The organism is Candidatus Planktophila versatilis, from assembly GCF_002288345.1.
Lineage (GTDB): Bacteria > Actinomycetota > Actinomycetes > Nanopelagicales > Nanopelagicaceae > Planktophila > Planktophila versatilis_A.
In genome coordinates this window covers 540423-556272 of sequence record NZ_CP016781.1, presented here as the reverse complement: position 1 = coordinate 556272, position 15850 = coordinate 540423, and the positions used below count along the sequence as shown (strand labels likewise).

Here is a 15850-nt window from a genome sequence, read left to right as displayed (position 1 = left end):
CGTGAGTAAATCCGGGACGATTGCAAATCGCCTACTGCCAACCCTCACCGGCCTCCTGCTCTTTCTTCAATCAGCCTTAGTCGTGACCGGAGGAGCGGTGCGCGTGACCGGCTCGGGTTTGGGATGTCCCACCTGGCCAGAGTGCGTGCCCGGCTCTTATCTACCAGTTGAAGGACAAGCTGAAGGCGCCTTTCATGCATGGATTGAATTCGGAAATCGCTTACTCACATTCGCACTGCTCTTTGCTGCTCTTGCAACCTTTATTGCCGTGTTTCGCAGCAGACGTCGCGACCTAAGATTTTTAGCTGCTACTCAGATTTTGGGAATTTTAGGTCAAGGAGTCCTGGGTGGAATTACAGTATTAACTGATCTGAACCCACTCGCTGTGGCATCGCACTTCATTCTTTCAATAGCACTCATTGCCGCAGCTACATCACTGCATTCCAGGAGACATCATCCGCAAGTGCGAACATCTGCATCTCAGGTGAGAATTTCACGCTTTTCTTTACTTCACCTCACTCTGGCATTTGTCGCAATTGCTATTGGCACGCTAGTCACGGGATCTGGTCCGCATGCCGGTGATGTCGATGCCCCTCGTCTAGATTTTGGTATCACTACCATTACTCGTTTTCATAGTGCCGCAGTCTGGCTCTTAATTGTTGTTACCGTTCTCTTCTTCCTCTCCCCCAATCTTCGTTTTGAGACCAAACGTTGGATTAAGATATTTTTTATTCTGACACTTCTTCAAGGCCTAATTGGGTATATTCAATACTTCCTAGGAGTGCCAGAAGGATTAGTGATGCTGCACTTACTTGGTTCCGTTCTCGTCTGGATTGCGGCATGGCGAATCCGGCTTTCAGTTGTACGTAAACACGCATAAGGAGAAGAGAGATGACACAGATAGCTGGTTGGACCGAACTCGATGATCGCGCGGTTGCATATGCTCGCGCCCTCGCGATGGATGCGGTACAAAAAGTCGGAAATGGCCATCCCGGAACCGCGATGGCACTCGCGCCAGTGGCATATAACTTATTTCAACGACATCTCGTGCATTATCCGGCCAACCCGCATTGGTTAGGCCGCGATCGCTTCATTCTCTCTTGCGGTCATTCATCACTAACTCTTTACACACAACTCTTCTTCAGCGGCTACGGGCTTGAGATGCAGGATATGCAGTCATTTAGAACTTTCGATTCATTGACACCAGGACATCCGGAATACGGCCACACAGTGGGAGTTGAAATGACAACCGGTCCACTCGGCGCTGGAGTTGCAACTGCTGTCGGCTTTGCCATGGCTGCGCGCTATGAACGTGGACTTCTGGACCCTGAAGCACCTGCTGGCCAGTCTCTCTTTGATCACTCCATTTGGGTTATCTGTTCTGATGGTGATCTACAAGAAGGTGTATCAGGTGAAGCATCCTCACTTGCCGGAACGCAAGCACTTGGTAATCTAAATATTATTTATGATGATAATCGCATCTCAATTGAAGGCGATACCCACGTTGCCTTTACCGAAGATGTTGCTGCTCGCTATCGCGCATATGGCTGGGATGTCCACGAAGTCGCAGCACTTCCTGATGGCAACATTAATCTCGGTGAACTAGATAAAGCGATGATTGCTGCGAAAAGCAACACGGCCAAGCCATCTCTGATTCGCATGCACTCTGTTATCGCTTGGCCTGCCCCTAAGTTGCGTGGCACTGCCAAGTCTCACGGTTCAGCTCTTGGAGATGAAGAGATTGCCGCAACTAAGGTTGAGTTGGGGCTTAATCCAGAAGAAAAGTTTGCAATGCCGGCAGAAGTTTTTGCCCATGTTCGCGCTGTGAAAGATCGCGGCGCAGCAGCGCATGCCACGTGGAGTAAGAAATTCACCGAGTGGAAGTCAGTCCATCCAGCGCGCGCAGCACTTCTTGCCCGCCTTGTCACAAAAGAACTGCCGAAAGGCTGGGATAAAGATCTTCCTGTCTTTGAAAGTGGAAAAGAGGTGGCCACTCGCGCCGCATCCGGACAAGTCATCAACGCCATTGCAAAGGTGCTTCCTGAATTCTGGGGCGGATCTGCAGACTTAGCAGATAGTAATAACACCACTATTGAAGGTGGGAATTCATTCTTGCCTGCAACAAGTGCGATGAAGAACGCCGATCCTTATGGTCGCATTATTCACTTCGGTATTCGTGAGCATGCAATGGGCTCCATTCTTAACGGAATAACTCTGCATGGTCTTACTCGATCCTTCGGTGGAACATTTGCAGTCTTTAGCGACTATATGAGACCCGCCGTGCGCCTGGCAGCTCTCATGGATATTCCCAGCACATTTATCTGGACACATGATTCGATTGGCTTAGGCGAAGATGGCCCTACACATCAACCGATAGAACATTTTGCAGCGCTGCGCGCTATTCCAAACTTTGCCGTCATTCGTCCGGCAGATGCTAATGAAGTTACCGAAGCGTGGCGCTCAATCCTCACACGACAAGAGCCAGCAGGCATTCTGCTGTCTCGTCAGAATTTACGCACAGTTGATCGCACGACCCATGGCGCCGCAACCGGGGTCGATAAGGGCGCCTATATTTTGAAGGAAGCCTCCGCTGCACCAAAAATTGTCATCATCGCAACTGGTTCAGAAGTCGGTATCGCACTCGATGTTCAGATCGCACTAGAAAAAGATGGTCACTCCACTCGCGTTGTGAGTGCGCCCTGCCTGGAATGGTTTAACGAGCAGACTCCTGCATATCGAGAATCTGTACTTCCAAAGAAATCATTGCGTGTGAGTATCGAGGCAGGAATAGCTCAAGGTTGGCGTGAATACGTTGGTGATAGCGGTGTGATTATCTCGCTCGACCACTTCGGTGCATCAGCTTCGGGTAACAAACTCTTTACCGAATTTGGTTTTACACCGGACGCAATTGTCAGTACGGTCAAGAAGGCACTGGGCTAAATGAAGTTATCTGGGCGCGCGCTTTCTAAAGTCGATCGCCAGTCTAAACTCTATAAATCTTTAGCGAAAGCGCATGTAAAGATTGCGGCGAAGGATGCAAACACATGGGGCGCAGCTGCCGCCGCAGAAGCTGCCATTCGTTTGAACTGGGTTGATTTACCAACAACTTCTGCAGCTCTGCTCCCCCAGCTAGATGCCTTAGTGACGAAGTTTTCCTCACTCTCCCGCATCATTCTCTGCGGAATGGGAGGCTCTTCACTTGGCCCTGAGGTCATCGCTCAGACTTACAAAAATGATGTTTTTATCTTCGACTCAACTGATCCGAACTATGCCGTGCACGCACTCAACGGTGATTTGAGTAAGACACTGGTGATTGTGAGTTCTAAATCTGGTTCCACAATTGAAACAGCTTCACAACGCGCTCTCTTAGCGCAGAAGTTTGAAGACGCTGGACTAAAGCCCGTCGACCATTTCCTTTTTGTGACTGACCCTGGCTCTCCCCTAGATGTTGATGCGCGCGCGCAAGGCTTCACGGTTCTAAACGCCGACCCTCAGGTCGGTGGAAGATTTAGTGTGCTTGGCGCCTTCGGACTGGCACCTTCTGCGCTATCTGGTTCACCTGTAAAAACACTGCTGGATGATTCACGTATTGAAAAAGAGTCTTTCATCGCTGATGCCCAACCAGTACTCGATACCGCTTATCTCCTTGCAACCCAGAGCGCTCAATACATCGGATTCACTGATGCGCAATCAGATATGCCTGGCTTATCAGATTGGATTGAGCAACTGATTGCAGAATCAACTGGGAAGAACTCAGTCGGGCGCCTGCCGATAGTCACAGAGAACACTACTAACGCTGCAATCGGCGGTGCTTTCACAGTGAGCTATTGCGGCAACGAAACTGATTTAGTTGTCGAAGGCGCACTCGGTGCTCACTTTATTTTCTGGGAATGGGTCACAGCCCTCCTCGGCCTCGCGCTGAAAATTGATCCCTTCAACCAACCCAATGTCACCGAGGCTAAAGAACAGACATCTTCCTGCTTAGCTGAATGGAAGAACGAAATTCCAGAGCTTAGGCCTCGGCAAGTAGATGCCGGTGTTGAAATCTTTGGGGAAGGCCAATCACTCACAGATGCGCTGGCAACTTTTATCGAAGATGTAAAAGAGGGTGGCTACATCGCGATCATGGCCTACCTAGATCGACGAGATGATAAGAAGATTGCAGAGCTGCGATCAATTCTGGCAGCGAAATCAGGACGACCAACATCTTTTGGTTGGGGTCCACGATTCCTGCACTCCACGGGACAGTTTCATAAAGGTGGACAGCAAAATGGTTCTTTCTTACAGATTACTGGTGTGACACACACTGATTACCAAATTCCAGGTCAATCATTCTCACTACGCACGCTATTGATGGCGCAAGCGATAGGTGATAACCGCGCACTTGCGGCAAGAAAATACCCACTCTTACGTCTGCATCTGCAGAACCGCAAAGTGGGTATTGATCAGATTCTCGCAGCTGCGAAAAATCTTTAATCTAAATCTTTATTCGATATCGTCCCCGCGAAGTTTGCGCAAGGCATCTTCAAGAATCTTTTCGCCTTCTTTATCTGTGCGTCTTTCCTTCACATAAGCAAGGTGAGTCTTATAAGGAACATTGACAACCGCTGATGGCGGATTAGCTTTATCGCGACCTGCCGGAAGGCCGCACTTAGGGCAATCCCATTGATCAGGAATAACGACCGTCTCTTCAACCGCAAACGATGGTCTTACTTCATGGGCATTTGCACACCAATACGAAACGGTGGCGCGTTCAATCTGATCTCCGCGCTCGGCCTCGCCCATTGGGCCAGCACCGACACGACTGCCACGAATAGCACTTGCCATGAATTAACCTTTCAAAACAAGAGAGAGAGCTACGACACCGGCAAACCAGAGGCCACCAACGACAATGGTGATGCGATCAAGATTTTTTTCAACTACAGAAGAGCCTCCGTAGTTGGAAGAGATTCCGCCGCCGAAGAGATCAGAGAGTCCTGATCCTTTGCCCTTATGGAGTAAAACCAAGAGAATCATCAAGAAACTGGTGATGACGAGAAAGATTGAAAGCGCTAAAGCCACGGTGAAACTCCTCTAGAGGTAGGGGAACAGGATACCCGAATGAATGGGAAACTCTTGAATCACGCCTGGGTGTGGAACTTGGCAATCTTTGCCAGCTCTTCTGGGTCAAGGCTTGCTCCCCCAATGAGGGCGCCATCGACATCAGCCTGCTTCATGATCTCTGCAATGTTGGAAGATTTCACTGAACCGCCATAGAGGATTCTCATATTTGCAGCAATTTCTGCAGAACCAATCTGCTCAATCTCTTCCCGGATAGCCGCACATACTTCTTGCGCATCTTCTGGTGTGGCACTCTTGCCGGTTCCAATTGCCCACACTGGTTCATAGGCAATCACAATTTTCTTCAGCTCTGGCTTATGAAATCCCTCTAGACCTGCCCGCACTTGGCGGATGACATGTGAAACGTGAGCACCTGATTCGCGCACTGGTAGATCTTCTCCGACACAGAAGATTGGCGTGAGCTCATGGGTAAGTGCCGCTCTGATTTTGCGATTAATAAGTGCATCATCTTCATGATGGATGGCGCGTCGTTCCGAGTGACCAATCACAACAAAGGTACAGCCTAATTTTGCGAGCATCGAGCCAGAGATATCACCCGTGAAAGCACCAGATGCTTCCGGAGAGAGATCTTGCGCGCCATATTGCAGACGAAGGCGATCGCCATCGACCATGGTCTGAATGGAACGGATATCGGTAAAGGGAGGAATAATTGCAACATCGACTTCGTCGTAATCTTTATCGGCAAGTGAGTAGACGAGTTTTTGAGCAACTGCAATCGCCTCAAGGTGATTGAGGTTCATCTTCCAGTTGCCCGCCATTAACGGTTTACGCATTTGGTTCTCCTTTGGTGTCGAATGCTACAGATCAAGTGCGGTCAGACCAGGGAGCTCTTTTCCTTCAAGGTATTCAAGTGATGCTCCACCGCCGGTTGAGATATAGCCAAATTGGGAATCTTCGAATCCAAGTGCTCGAACCGCCGCCGCGGAATCGCCACCACCAACTACTGAAATTCCAGAGACTTCAGTCAGCGCTTGTGCGACAACTTTGGTTCCGGCTGCAAATTTGGGAAATTCAAAGACGCCCATTGGACCGTTCCAAAAAACTGTTTTGCAATTCTTAATCGCCGCAGCGAAAGCAGCAGCTGATTCAGGACCAATATCAAGTCCCATCTGATTATTCGGAATCGCATCGGCGCTAACAAGAGTAGGAGTTGCATCGGCTGAAAATGTTGGAGCAATAACGATATCTGCAGGGATTAATAACTTAACCCCAGAATCTTCGGCCTGCTTGATCAGACCCTTGACGGTATCGATCAGATCTACTTCAACAAGTGAAGTTCCAATTTCCTTGCCTTGTGCAGCTAAGAAGGTGAAGAGCATTCCTCCGCCAATAGCCATCACATCTACTTTTCCAAGCAGGTTAGCGATGACACCTATCTTGTCGGAAACCTTCGACCCACCAAGGACAACTCCATAAGGGCGCACCGGATCAACAGTGAGTTTTTTTAACACTTCAACTTCGGCAGATACCAAAGTTCCTGCTGCATGAGGCAGCAACTTGGGAAGATCAAATACCGAAGCATGTTTACGGTGCACAGCGCCAAAGCCATCGCCCACATAGATATCAGCTAACTTCGCTAGCTCTGTGGCCAAAGCTAAACGCTCACGCTCATCTTTAGATGTCTCAGCAGATGCGAAGCGAATGTTTTCCAGAAGTAGAATCTCACCTGGTCCCAGAGCTTCTGCCTTTGCTGTGACATCTGCTCCCGTAATTGCCGGGATAAATTGCACTGGTTTTCCAAGCAATTCAGCTAAGCGCACCGCTACTGGAGCTAGCGATAGTTCTGGTTTTACTTCACCTTTTGGGCGACCTAGATGCGCCGCGATAACAATGCTCGCACCTTTTTCAAGGAGTGCGCTAATTGTTGGTAGCGATGCGCGGATACGACCGTCATCTGTGATCTTTGATTCCTTTAAAGGAACGTTGAGATCGCACCGGAGAAATACCCGCTTACCAGCAACATCTAGATCGACCAATGAAGTCATTAGAGAGATTTACCAAGATATCCCACTAGGTCAACTAGTCGGTTTGAGTAACCCCATTCGTTGTCATACCAACCAACAACTTTGACTTGATTTCCGATTACCTTAGTCAGGCCGGAATCGAAGATACAAGAAGATGGATCGGTGACGATATCTGAAGAGACGATTGGATCTTCAGTGTATGAAAGAAATCCCTTGAGTGCTCCGTTTGAAGCTGCCTTCATTGCGGCATTAATCTCGGCAACGCTCGCCTCTTTGGCAAGTTCAACGGTGAGGTCGGTCGCGGACCCTGTTGGAACTGGAACGCGCATCGCATAACCATCGAGCTTGCCCTTGAGCTCTGGCAGAACGAGCGAGATGGCTTTAGCTGCGCCAGTGGATGTAGGAATCATATTTGTGGCAGCCGCGCGGGAACGACGGAGATCCTTATGTGGGAAATCAAGGATGACCTGATCGTTGGTATAGGCGTGAATAGTGGTCATCAAGCCCTTAACAATTCCCCAGTTATCGTGAAGAACTTTAGCCATCGGAGCTAGGCAGTTTGTTGTGCAGGATGCATTTGAAATCACGTGGTGGTTGGCTGGGTCATACTTATCGTGGTTCACACCCATCACGATGGTGATGTCTTCATCTGAAGCTGGCGCTGAAATAATTACCTTCTTAGCACCGGCTGTAATGTGCTTCTTGGCATCTGCTGCCTTGGTGAAGTGGCCGGTTGATTCAATAACAATATCTGCCTTAACCGAAGCCCATGGAAGATTTGCTGGGTCACGATCTGCAAATACTGCGAATGTCTTACCGCCGACGCTCATGCTGTCATCGGTATATGTGACATCAAGACCAAGGCGACCCAAGATTGAGTCGTACTTGAGCAGATGTGCCAGTGTTGCATTATCAGTCAGGTCATTAATACCGACGATATTGATATTTGGGTTGGTGAGTGCGGCACGGAAAAAGTTACGTCCAATGCGTCCAAAACCATTAATTCCGACATTAATCATGTGAAACCTCTTTTACATTGTTTATTGCCCCAGATAAAGGTGGCTATTTTTAACGCCACAACGCTGGGGGCTTAGTGCGCACTCTACCAGTGCTCTAGCTGCTTCTCCCCGGTTGCTTGCACGCAACCACGTATCTTTAACCTGTTATTCACCCAATAAGTCAGGTGATAATCCAGCTTCGGTGTCCGGGATACCTAATTCACCGGCACGTTTATCGGCCATGGCCAGCAACCGACGAATACGCCCAGCAATTGCATCCTTGGTCATAGGTGGTGTTGCAAGTGATCCAAGTTCTTCCAAACTTGCCTGTCCATGTGAAATACGGAGTTCACCGGCTTCTTTGAGGTGATCTGGTATTTCACTACCGAGAATTTCCATCGCACGTTGCACGCGAGCTGCGGCCGCAACGGCTGCTCGCGCAGAGCGCCGCAGATTGGCATCATCAAAGTTTGCAAGTCTGTTGGCTGTCGCGCGAACTTCCCGGCGCATACGCCTTTCTTCCCAAGCAAGCACACTTTCATGCGCACCTAAGCGAGTAAGCAAAACACCGATGGCATCGCCATCTCGAATAACAACACGATCGACTCCGCGCACTTCTCGAGCTTTGGCCACGATATTCAAACGGCGAGCTGCGCCAACTAGGGCAAGTGCTGCCTCTGGTCCGGGACAGGTAATTTCAAGTGATGAGGAACGACCAGGTTCAGTCAGTGACCCATGTGCGATAAAGGCACCACGCCAGGCTGCTTCGGCATCACAGACATTTGCCGCAACTACTTGAGGTGGAAGTCCGCGAACCGGGCGACCATTGGCATCAATCAAACCTGTTTGGCGAGCAAGAGCATCGCCTGATTCAATAACACGCACCACATAACGTGAACCTTTACGTAGGCCACTGGAAGAAAGAACTGCCAAATCACTATCGTGACCGTAGATGTCGGCGATATCTTTCTTCAGCCGTCTAGCGCTCTGGGATGTGTCGAGCTCGACTTCAATAACTACCTTGCCGGCGGCGATATGAAGCCCACCTGCAAAACGAAGTAGCGATGAGACTTCGGCCTTTCGGCAACAAGGCTTGGTTACCGAAAGACGACTGAGCTCGTCTTTGACTGCAGCGGTCATTGCCATGGGGTTATCCAACCAGTATTTCTGCATCTATGTGTGCGAAAAGCTGACCCAATTTATTGACATCATGATGCAAGGGCGAGCTTTTGCTGCGCAAATCAGCGGCAATAAACTCTGAACCTGTAGTTGAAAGATGGCGCTGTAATTCCTCGGCCCCCGAAGATGAGGCATCTACTACAACAACATCAAATACTAAATCCGGTGCATATTCATTGAGAATCATCAAATGCTCTAGTGGTGAATACCCGGCGTACTCCCCCGCAGATTTATCGGTGGAATCTAGATTGAGTAAAAGAATCTTTTTGGCAGGTGAAGCCACCAGCGCTGCTCGCTGCGCGGGCACAAGTAAATGTGGAATAACGCTAGAAAACCAGGAGCCAGGCCCCATCGTGATCCACTGCGCATCGGCAATCGCCGCAATAGATTCTGCACGCGCATCAGGGTTTTCCGGAATGATGCGAAGTGATTTCAATCGTCCGTTACTTGTTGCTACCTCTGCCTGTCCGCGGACAATGTGTGTGCCGCTAGCGTCTTCAAAGGTTGCTTCAATATCTAGTGCTTGCGCCGCCATCGGCAGAACGCGACCAACAACTTTCAAGAGTGCGCCCACCCGATCAAGACCAGCAACGGTATCTTCATCGCGATCCCAGAGTGCTGCCAGCAGAAGATTTCCCACAGCATGACCATTGAGTTCACCCGTGCTCGTGAAGCGATATTGCATAATTTGCGCCCAACTACGACCCCACTCGTCATCACTACATAGCGCAGCCAGTGCCATTCTTAAATCACCCGGTGGCATGATGGAAAATTCTTCCCGTAACCTTCCACTGGATCCGCCGTTATCTGCAACGGTGACTATCGCGGTGATCTCGGTTGTGAATTGTCGTAGCGCTGTCAGGGTTGCAGCTAATCCATGACCACCACCGAGTGCGACAACTTTTTTCTGTGAAATCATTCCCGCCCTACATCGCGATGTGTTGCGTGCGCTGATATCTCAAGATCAGAGGAGACGGTAATCAACTGCTTGGCAATTTCTTCTGCAATGGCAACCGAGCGATGTTTACCTCCGGTGCAACCAATTGCAATCGTCACATACTTCTTTCCTTCTCGAAAATATCCCGGAATCATCTGTCGCACGACCGAAACATAACTCGACACAAATTCTGCAACGCCCTCACTCGAAAGAACCTTTTCTGAGACCGGTGCATCTAGGCCATTCATTGGTCTGAGTTCTGGAATCCAATGCGGGTTGGGAATGAATCTGCAATCCAATACCAAATCGGCATCTACCGGTATTCCATACTTATATCCAAAAGAGAGCACATTGATGCGAATACTGGGAAGCATTCCGGCAGCAAATATCTCACTCGTACGCTTTTCTAATTGGTGCACGTTCAGGTTAGATGTATCAATAACAACATCTGCGCCAGCTCGTATCTCTTCCAGTTTTGCTCGCTCACGTGCAATTCCGTCAACGATGCGATCCTTCCCTTGTAGCGGGTGCGGTCTGCGCGTTGATTCAAATCTCTGCACAAGTGCTTGGTCTGTGGCATCTAGAAAGAGCAAACGATAAGGAACGCTTGACTTTTTTAAGGTATCAAGTGCGCTACTGAGTTCATCGAAGAATTTTCCGCCGCGAACATCGACGACAACGGCTAACGATGCGTGTGTGTCGTGGGCTTGCTCTGCCAACTGAGGAACGAGTGCTGGCGGTAAATTATCAACGACATACCAGCCAAGATCTTCTAGCGCGTGGGCAACTGTGGATCGCCCGGCGCCAGACATTCCGGTGAGAACCAGAAGCTCTTTTGTGCTCATGCTTCGTATTCTCCCCTAGCTGTCAAGTATCTCGCCAGTATTCATATCCACCGCTGGAATTGATAGCGATTGCAGATGGCTATAGATAATTGCGGCAATGGTGGCTCCAATTCCGGGTGTTGCAGCTAAATCATCCGCACTGGCTTTGCGCATCGCAGTAACTGACCCAAAACGGTCAAGGAGCGCGGCTCTTCGTGTTTCTCCCAGTTGTGGAATCTCATCGAGGAGAGATTCCAGCATCACTCTGGAGCGACGGCTGCGGTGGAAGGTAATTGCGAATCGATGAGCTTCATCTCGAATGCGCTGTAGTAAATACATGCCTTCACTTGTTCGCGGCAGGATCAAAGGATCTTTATCCCCTGGCATCCAGACTTCTTCCAGTCTCTTTGCTAAGCCACATAAGGCAACATCTGTTATTCCTAGTTCATCAAGTGCTCGCGCGGCTGCAGCAACTTGCGGGGCGCCGCCATCAACAACGATTAGCTGTGGTGGATAGGCAAACTTGCTCAACTTTCCACCAGTTTCAGCAACCTCGCTCTTATTGACATCTCTATCTGCCAATAACCTCTTCATTCGACGGGTAATTACTTGGTGCATGGCTCGAGTGTCATCCTGTGCCGTATCGGTATCAATAATGAAGCGGCGATATTCGCTCTTCTTTGCTAGGCCATCTTCAAAGACGACCATAGATGCAACAACTGTAGTTCCTGAAATATTGGAGATGTCATAGCACTCAATGCGCAGAGGGGTGCGCAAAAGCTGTAACTCTTCCTCAAGTTCAAGCAGCGCCTTACCCGAGACTGCAGCATCTGTTGCGCGCTTACTTAAATACTGAACAAGTGCGTAATGAGCATTGCGCTCAACTGTTTGCAGGAGCTCCACCTTCTCACCACGCTGTGGAACTTTAATAGCAACTCGAGCACCACGGATGGACGAGAGCCAGTCTTCTAGTGCAGTGCGATCTACCGGTTCTTGATTAAGGAAGATCTCATGTGGAATATCTGTTGGTGCGCTCTGGCTATAGATTGAGAAGAACAGTGAGGCAATCTGATCATCTCCTTCCAGGGCTTTTTCCTGATCCACTATCCAGGAACGCGAACCTTTAATGGAACCGCGCCTAACCATGAAGATTGAACCAGCAGCATGAAGTCCTTCTTCATGGATTGAGATGAAATCACCATCGAGGTCATCAGAGAGATTGCCTTGTGTTGAGCGCTGCGCTTTCTCAAAAGATTCAATCTGATCGCGCAGACGCGCAGCTCGTTCAAACTCTTCTAAGTCCGACGCCAACTCCATCTCCGTACGTAAGGTTGGCAGCAAGTTCTCCATCCCTTTTTCCATAAATGAATCGAGCTTCTCCGCAATCTCTCTATGTTCCTGTGGTGTTACCCAACCAACGCAAGGCGCGGCACATTTACCAATATCTCCAAGTAAGCATTGCCGCTTTGTTCGCTGTGCGCGCTGGAAGTTTCCAGCACTGCAGGAGCGGACCGGAAAGACTTTAAGGAGCACTTCATAGGTATTACGCAGCGCCCAGGCATTTGTATAAGGACCAAAGTATTTAAGTCCGGGACGCTTCTCTTTGCGGGTAACGAAAATTCGTGGAAATTCATCGGCCATCGAAATAGCCAGATATGGATAAGACTTATCGTCCTTAAATTGCACGTTATACGTCGGGTGATACTGCTTGATCCAGGAAAATTCCAGCGCCAACGCTTCTAGCTCGGTTGCGACAATGGTCCAGTCCACTCGCACCGCTTCATGCACCATGCGATAGGTCTTCTGCGCAAGATTGGAACCGAAATAGGTTGTCAATCGATTCTTTAGATTTTTCGCCTTACCCACATAAATGACTTTGTCATCAGCGTTATAGAAGCGATATACCCCTGGCTCTTCAGGAATCTCGCGTGGGCGATAACTGGAAGGTTCCGCCATTATTTCTTCTTCGCTGGGCTTTTCTTAACGATCGCGCGATTAGTTGCCAGAACTTCAGCTAAGTATTGCCCGGTGTAACTAGCTTTCACCTTTGCCACATCTTCTGGAGTACCTTCGGCAACGACGGTTCCGCCGCGGAAGCCACCTTCTGGTCCCATATCAATGACCCAATCCGAAGACTTAATGACATCGAGATTGTGCTCGATCACAATCACGGTATTTCCACTTTCCACCAGGCGCTTAAGAACACCGAGCAGTTTATTGACATCCTCAAAGTGCAGTCCTGTCGTTGGCTCATCTAAGACATAGATCGTGCGCCCTGTTGATCTGCGTTGTAGCTCGGTCGCAAGCTTCACGCGCTGGGCTTCTCCACCTGAAAGAGTGGGAGCTGATTGACCTAGACGCACATAGCCAAGGCCCACATCACATAAGGTCTTGAGGTAGCGCGCAATAGTGGGAACAGATTCAAAGAAAGTATGCGCAATCTCAATCGGCATATCCAAAACTTCGGCAATGGTCTTGCCCTTGTAGTGAACCTCAAGAGTTTCCCGGTTATAGCGCGCGCCATGACAGACCTCGCACGGAACATAGACATCAGGTAAGAAGTTCATCTCAATGGTGATGGTTCCATCTCCAGAGCAATTCTCGCACCGTCCACCTTTGACGTTAAAGGAGAAACGACCCTGCTGATAGCCACGCACTTTCGCTTCCGTAGTTTCGGCAAAGAGGGCGCGAACTTTATCGAAGACACCGGTGTAAGTTGCTGGGTTAGATCGCGGTGTACGCCCAATAGGTGATTGATCAACATGCACAACTTTATCTAGTTGATCGATGCCGGTAATTGTGCGGTGACGACCTGGAACTAGACGTGCACCATTGAGCTTATTTGCAAGAGTCGTATAGAGAATGTCGTTAACCAGTGTTGATTTACCAGAACCTGATACTCCGGTCACTGAGACAAAGAGTCCCAACGGAATACTAACCTCGACATCTTTGAGGTTATTCTCCTTCGCGCCCTTAATCACCAATTGACGTTTTGGATCGACTGCACGACGGGTCTTTGGAATCTCTATTGATTTGCGCCCCGATAGATAAGCACCAGTAATTGATTCCTTCGATGCAATCAGTTCCTCATAGGAACCTGAGACAACGACTCGACCGCCGTGCTCGCCGGCACCAGGTCCAATATCAACGACCCAATCTGCAGTGCGAATGGTCTCTTCATCATGTTCAACAACAATCAGAGTATTTCCAAGATCGCGAAGGCGCGTTAGGGTCTCAATCAACCTGCGATTATCACGTTGATGAAGTCCGATGGATGGCTCATCTAGGACATAGAGAACTCCGACAAGTCCGGAACCAATCTGGGTTGCAAGACGAATACGTTGAGCTTCACCGCCAGAAAGCGTTGCTGCCGGGCGGTCGAGTGATAAGTAATCAAGGCCCACATCAAGTAAAAAACCTAGCCGGGCATGAACTTCCTTCATAACGCGCTCAGCAATTTGTGCTTCTCGCTTATTGAGGGTCACTTGCTTGAGAAACGTTGCGCAATCATCGATAGAAAGTGCGCATACTTCGGCAATTGATTTTCCGCCTAGCGTGACCGCAAGTACCTCTGGCTTCAAGCGCGCACCCTTACAAGCAGGACATGGCGTCTCGCGCATATATGCCTCGTATTTATCGCGGCTGTAATCACTATCGGTTTCACCATGGCGACGATGAATAAAGGGAATGACACCTTCAAAGCCAGTTGAATAGTTACGGACACGGCCATAACGATTCTTATACTTGACATGAACTTCGTAATCAAAGCCATTCATAATTGCTTCTTTGGCTTTAACCGAGAGTTTCTTCCAAGGATTATCGAGTGAGAATTTGAGTTCCAGCGCCAGCGCTTCAAGTAATCGCAGGAAGTACTCTGATGACTGTCCCCCAGCCCAAGGTGCAATAGCACCTTCATTTATGGAGATTGAATCATCAGGAATAATGAGTTCTTCATCCACCTCTAACTTAGTTCCGATTCCAGAACATTCTTCACACGCTCCAAATGGAGAGTTAAAAGAGAACGAGCGCGGTTCAAGTTCTTCGAAAGAGAGATTGCAATCATGGCAAGCTAAGTGCTCGCTATAGGTATGTTCCTTCTCACCACTCTTGGCATCAACAAAATCAAGAAGTACTAAGCCATTGCCGAGTTTGAGGGCAGTCTCAATCGAATCAGTCAGGCGAGATTTACTCTCAGCTTTAGCTGTCAGGCGATCGATGACAACTTCGATGGTGTGCTTCTCCTGCTTTTTAAGCTTTGGCGCTTCGGTGAGTTGGATGATTTCCCCATCAACTCGAGCGCGGGAGTAGCCCTGCGTAACTAACTCTGCAAAGAGTTCGACAAACTCACCTTTACGTTCGCGGATGACTGGTGCCAATACTTGGAACTTAGTTGTTGGCGGCATGGTGAGGATTTGATCCACGATTTGTTGCGGGCTCTGTCGGGAAACAGCCTTGCCACACTCTGGGCAGTGCGGGCGACCAGCACGTGCAAAGAGCAGTCGGAAGTAGTCATAGACCTCGGTAATTGTTCCCACCGTTGAGCGTGGATTTCGATTCGTTGATTTCTGATCGATAGAAACTGCCGGAGATAAGCCTTCAATGAAATCGACATCAGGCTTATCCATCTGACCTAAGAACTGTCTGGCATAGGCGGAAAGAGATTCGACATAACGACGCTGACCTTCGGCAAAGATGGTGTCAAAGGCAAGGCTTGATTTACCCGAGCCTGAAAGGCCGGTAAAGACAATGAGTGCATCGCGTGGAAGTTCAATAGAAACATCCTTGAGGTTATGCTCGCGCGCACCACGTACGACTAACTTATCGATG

Annotated in this window: 13 protein-coding genes; 3 read left to right on the top strand and 10 right to left on the bottom strand. The window is 49.2% G+C overall.

Features of this window, described 5'->3' with window-relative positions; translation table 11 throughout:
- Position 1 precedes the first annotated feature (1 nt).
- From A1sIIB142_RS02795 to A1sIIB142_RS02785, 3 genes are read left to right on the top strand one after another with little or no spacing between them, the layout of a single operon-like run.
- Positions 2-880: a COX15/CtaA family protein gene (locus tag A1sIIB142_RS02795; RefSeq protein WP_223299216.1), complete on the top strand. Its 879-nt coding sequence runs from the start codon at positions 2-4 to the stop codon at positions 878-880.
- 11 nt (positions 881-891) lie between these two features.
- Positions 892-2940, top strand: coding sequence for a transketolase (tkt, locus tag A1sIIB142_RS02790; RefSeq protein WP_095693586.1), 2049 nt, complete (start codon positions 892-894; stop codon positions 2938-2940).
- Positions 2941-4476, top strand: a complete 1536-nt coding sequence (locus tag A1sIIB142_RS02785) for a hypothetical protein (RefSeq protein WP_095693585.1) — start codon at positions 2941-2943, stop codon at positions 4474-4476.
- A 9-nt stretch (positions 4477-4485) separates the two neighbouring features.
- On the opposite strand, the gene A1sIIB142_RS02780 is transcribed toward A1sIIB142_RS02785, so the two are convergent.
- The 10 genes from A1sIIB142_RS02780 to uvrA all read right to left on the bottom strand — a co-directional run bounded on the left by A1sIIB142_RS02780 (position 4486) and on the right by uvrA (position 15849).
- Entirely contained in the window at positions 4486-4827 is a 342-nt protein-coding gene (locus tag A1sIIB142_RS02780; RefSeq protein ID WP_095674742.1) for an RNA polymerase-binding protein RbpA, read from the bottom strand.
- 3 nt (positions 4828-4830) lie between these two features.
- Positions 4831-5061, bottom strand: coding sequence for a preprotein translocase subunit SecG (gene secG / locus A1sIIB142_RS02775; protein WP_095674741.1), 231 nt, complete (start codon positions 5059-5061; stop codon positions 4831-4833).
- 59 nt (positions 5062-5120) lie between these two features.
- Positions 5121-5894, bottom strand: coding sequence for a triose-phosphate isomerase (tpiA, locus tag A1sIIB142_RS02770; RefSeq protein WP_095693584.1), 774 nt, complete (start codon positions 5892-5894; stop codon positions 5121-5123).
- A gap of 24 nt (positions 5895-5918) precedes the next feature.
- On the bottom strand, positions 5919-7106 hold the full coding sequence (locus A1sIIB142_RS02765; RefSeq protein WP_095693583.1) for a phosphoglycerate kinase: 1188 nt from the start codon (positions 7104-7106) through the stop codon (positions 5919-5921).
- Positions 7106-8104, bottom strand: a complete 999-nt coding sequence (gene gap / locus A1sIIB142_RS02760) for a type I glyceraldehyde-3-phosphate dehydrogenase (RefSeq protein WP_095693582.1) — start codon at positions 8102-8104, stop codon at positions 7106-7108. The genes A1sIIB142_RS02765 and gap overlap by 1 nt, the downstream gene beginning before the upstream one ends.
- Before the next feature lie 144 nt (positions 8105-8248).
- Entirely contained in the window at positions 8249-9229 is a 981-nt protein-coding gene (whiA, locus tag A1sIIB142_RS02755; RefSeq protein WP_095674737.1) for a DNA-binding protein WhiA, read from the bottom strand.
- 4 nt (positions 9230-9233) lie between these two features.
- On the bottom strand, positions 9234-10181 hold the full coding sequence (locus A1sIIB142_RS02750; protein ID WP_095693581.1) for a gluconeogenesis factor YvcK family protein: 948 nt from the start codon (positions 10179-10181) through the stop codon (positions 9234-9236).
- A complete protein-coding gene (rapZ, locus tag A1sIIB142_RS02745; RefSeq protein WP_095693580.1) occupies positions 10178-11044 on the bottom strand; it encodes an RNase adapter RapZ in 867 nt (288 codons plus the stop codon). Before rapZ ends, A1sIIB142_RS02750 begins: the two co-directional genes overlap by 4 nt.
- 15 nt (positions 11045-11059) lie before the next feature.
- The gene (gene uvrC, locus A1sIIB142_RS02740; RefSeq protein WP_095693579.1) at positions 11060-12979 is read right to left on the bottom strand and encodes an excinuclease ABC subunit UvrC; all 1920 of its coding nucleotides are present in this window, start codon (positions 12977-12979) and stop codon (positions 11060-11062) included.
- Entirely contained in the window at positions 12979-15849 is a 2871-nt protein-coding gene (gene uvrA, locus A1sIIB142_RS02735) for an excinuclease ABC subunit UvrA (protein WP_095694133.1), read from the bottom strand. The genes uvrC and uvrA overlap by 1 nt, the downstream gene beginning before the upstream one ends.
- Between the last annotated feature and the right edge of the window lies 1 nt (position 15850).

What these genes read in the sequence shown, in the direction of transcription:
- gap (WP_095693582.1), bottom strand. Translation starts at nt 8,104, where the DNA reads ATGATTAATGTCGGAATTAATGGTTTTGGACGCATTGGACGTAACTTT.
- uvrC (WP_095693579.1), bottom strand. Translation starts at nt 12,979, where the DNA reads ATGGCGGAACCTTCCAGTTATCGCCCACGCGAGATTCCTGAAGAGCCA.
- A1sIIB142_RS02765 (WP_095693583.1), bottom strand. Translation starts at nt 7,106, where the DNA reads ATGACTTCATTGGTCGATCTAGATGTTGCTGGTAAGCGGGTATTTCTC.
- tkt (WP_095693586.1), top strand. Translation starts at nt 892, where the DNA reads ATGACACAGATAGCTGGTTGGACCGAACTCGATGATCGCGCGGTTGCA.
- A1sIIB142_RS02750 (WP_095693581.1), bottom strand. Translation starts at nt 10,181, where the DNA reads ATGATTTCACAGAAAAAAGTTGTCGCACTCGGTGGTGGTCATGGATTA.
- A1sIIB142_RS02785 (WP_095693585.1), top strand. Translation starts at nt 2,941, where the DNA reads ATGAAGTTATCTGGGCGCGCGCTTTCTAAAGTCGATCGCCAGTCTAAA.
- rapZ (WP_095693580.1), bottom strand. Translation starts at nt 11,044, where the DNA reads ATGAGCACAAAAGAGCTTCTGGTTCTCACCGGAATGTCTGGCGCCGGG.
- A1sIIB142_RS02780 (WP_095674742.1), bottom strand. Translation starts at nt 4,827, where the DNA reads ATGGCAAGTGCTATTCGTGGCAGTCGTGTCGGTGCTGGCCCAATGGGC.
- whiA (WP_095674737.1), bottom strand. Translation starts at nt 9,229, where the DNA reads ATGGCAATGACCGCTGCAGTCAAAGACGAGCTCAGTCGTCTTTCGGTA.
- tpiA (WP_095693584.1), bottom strand. Translation starts at nt 5,894, where the DNA reads ATGCGTAAACCGTTAATGGCGGGCAACTGGAAGATGAACCTCAATCAC.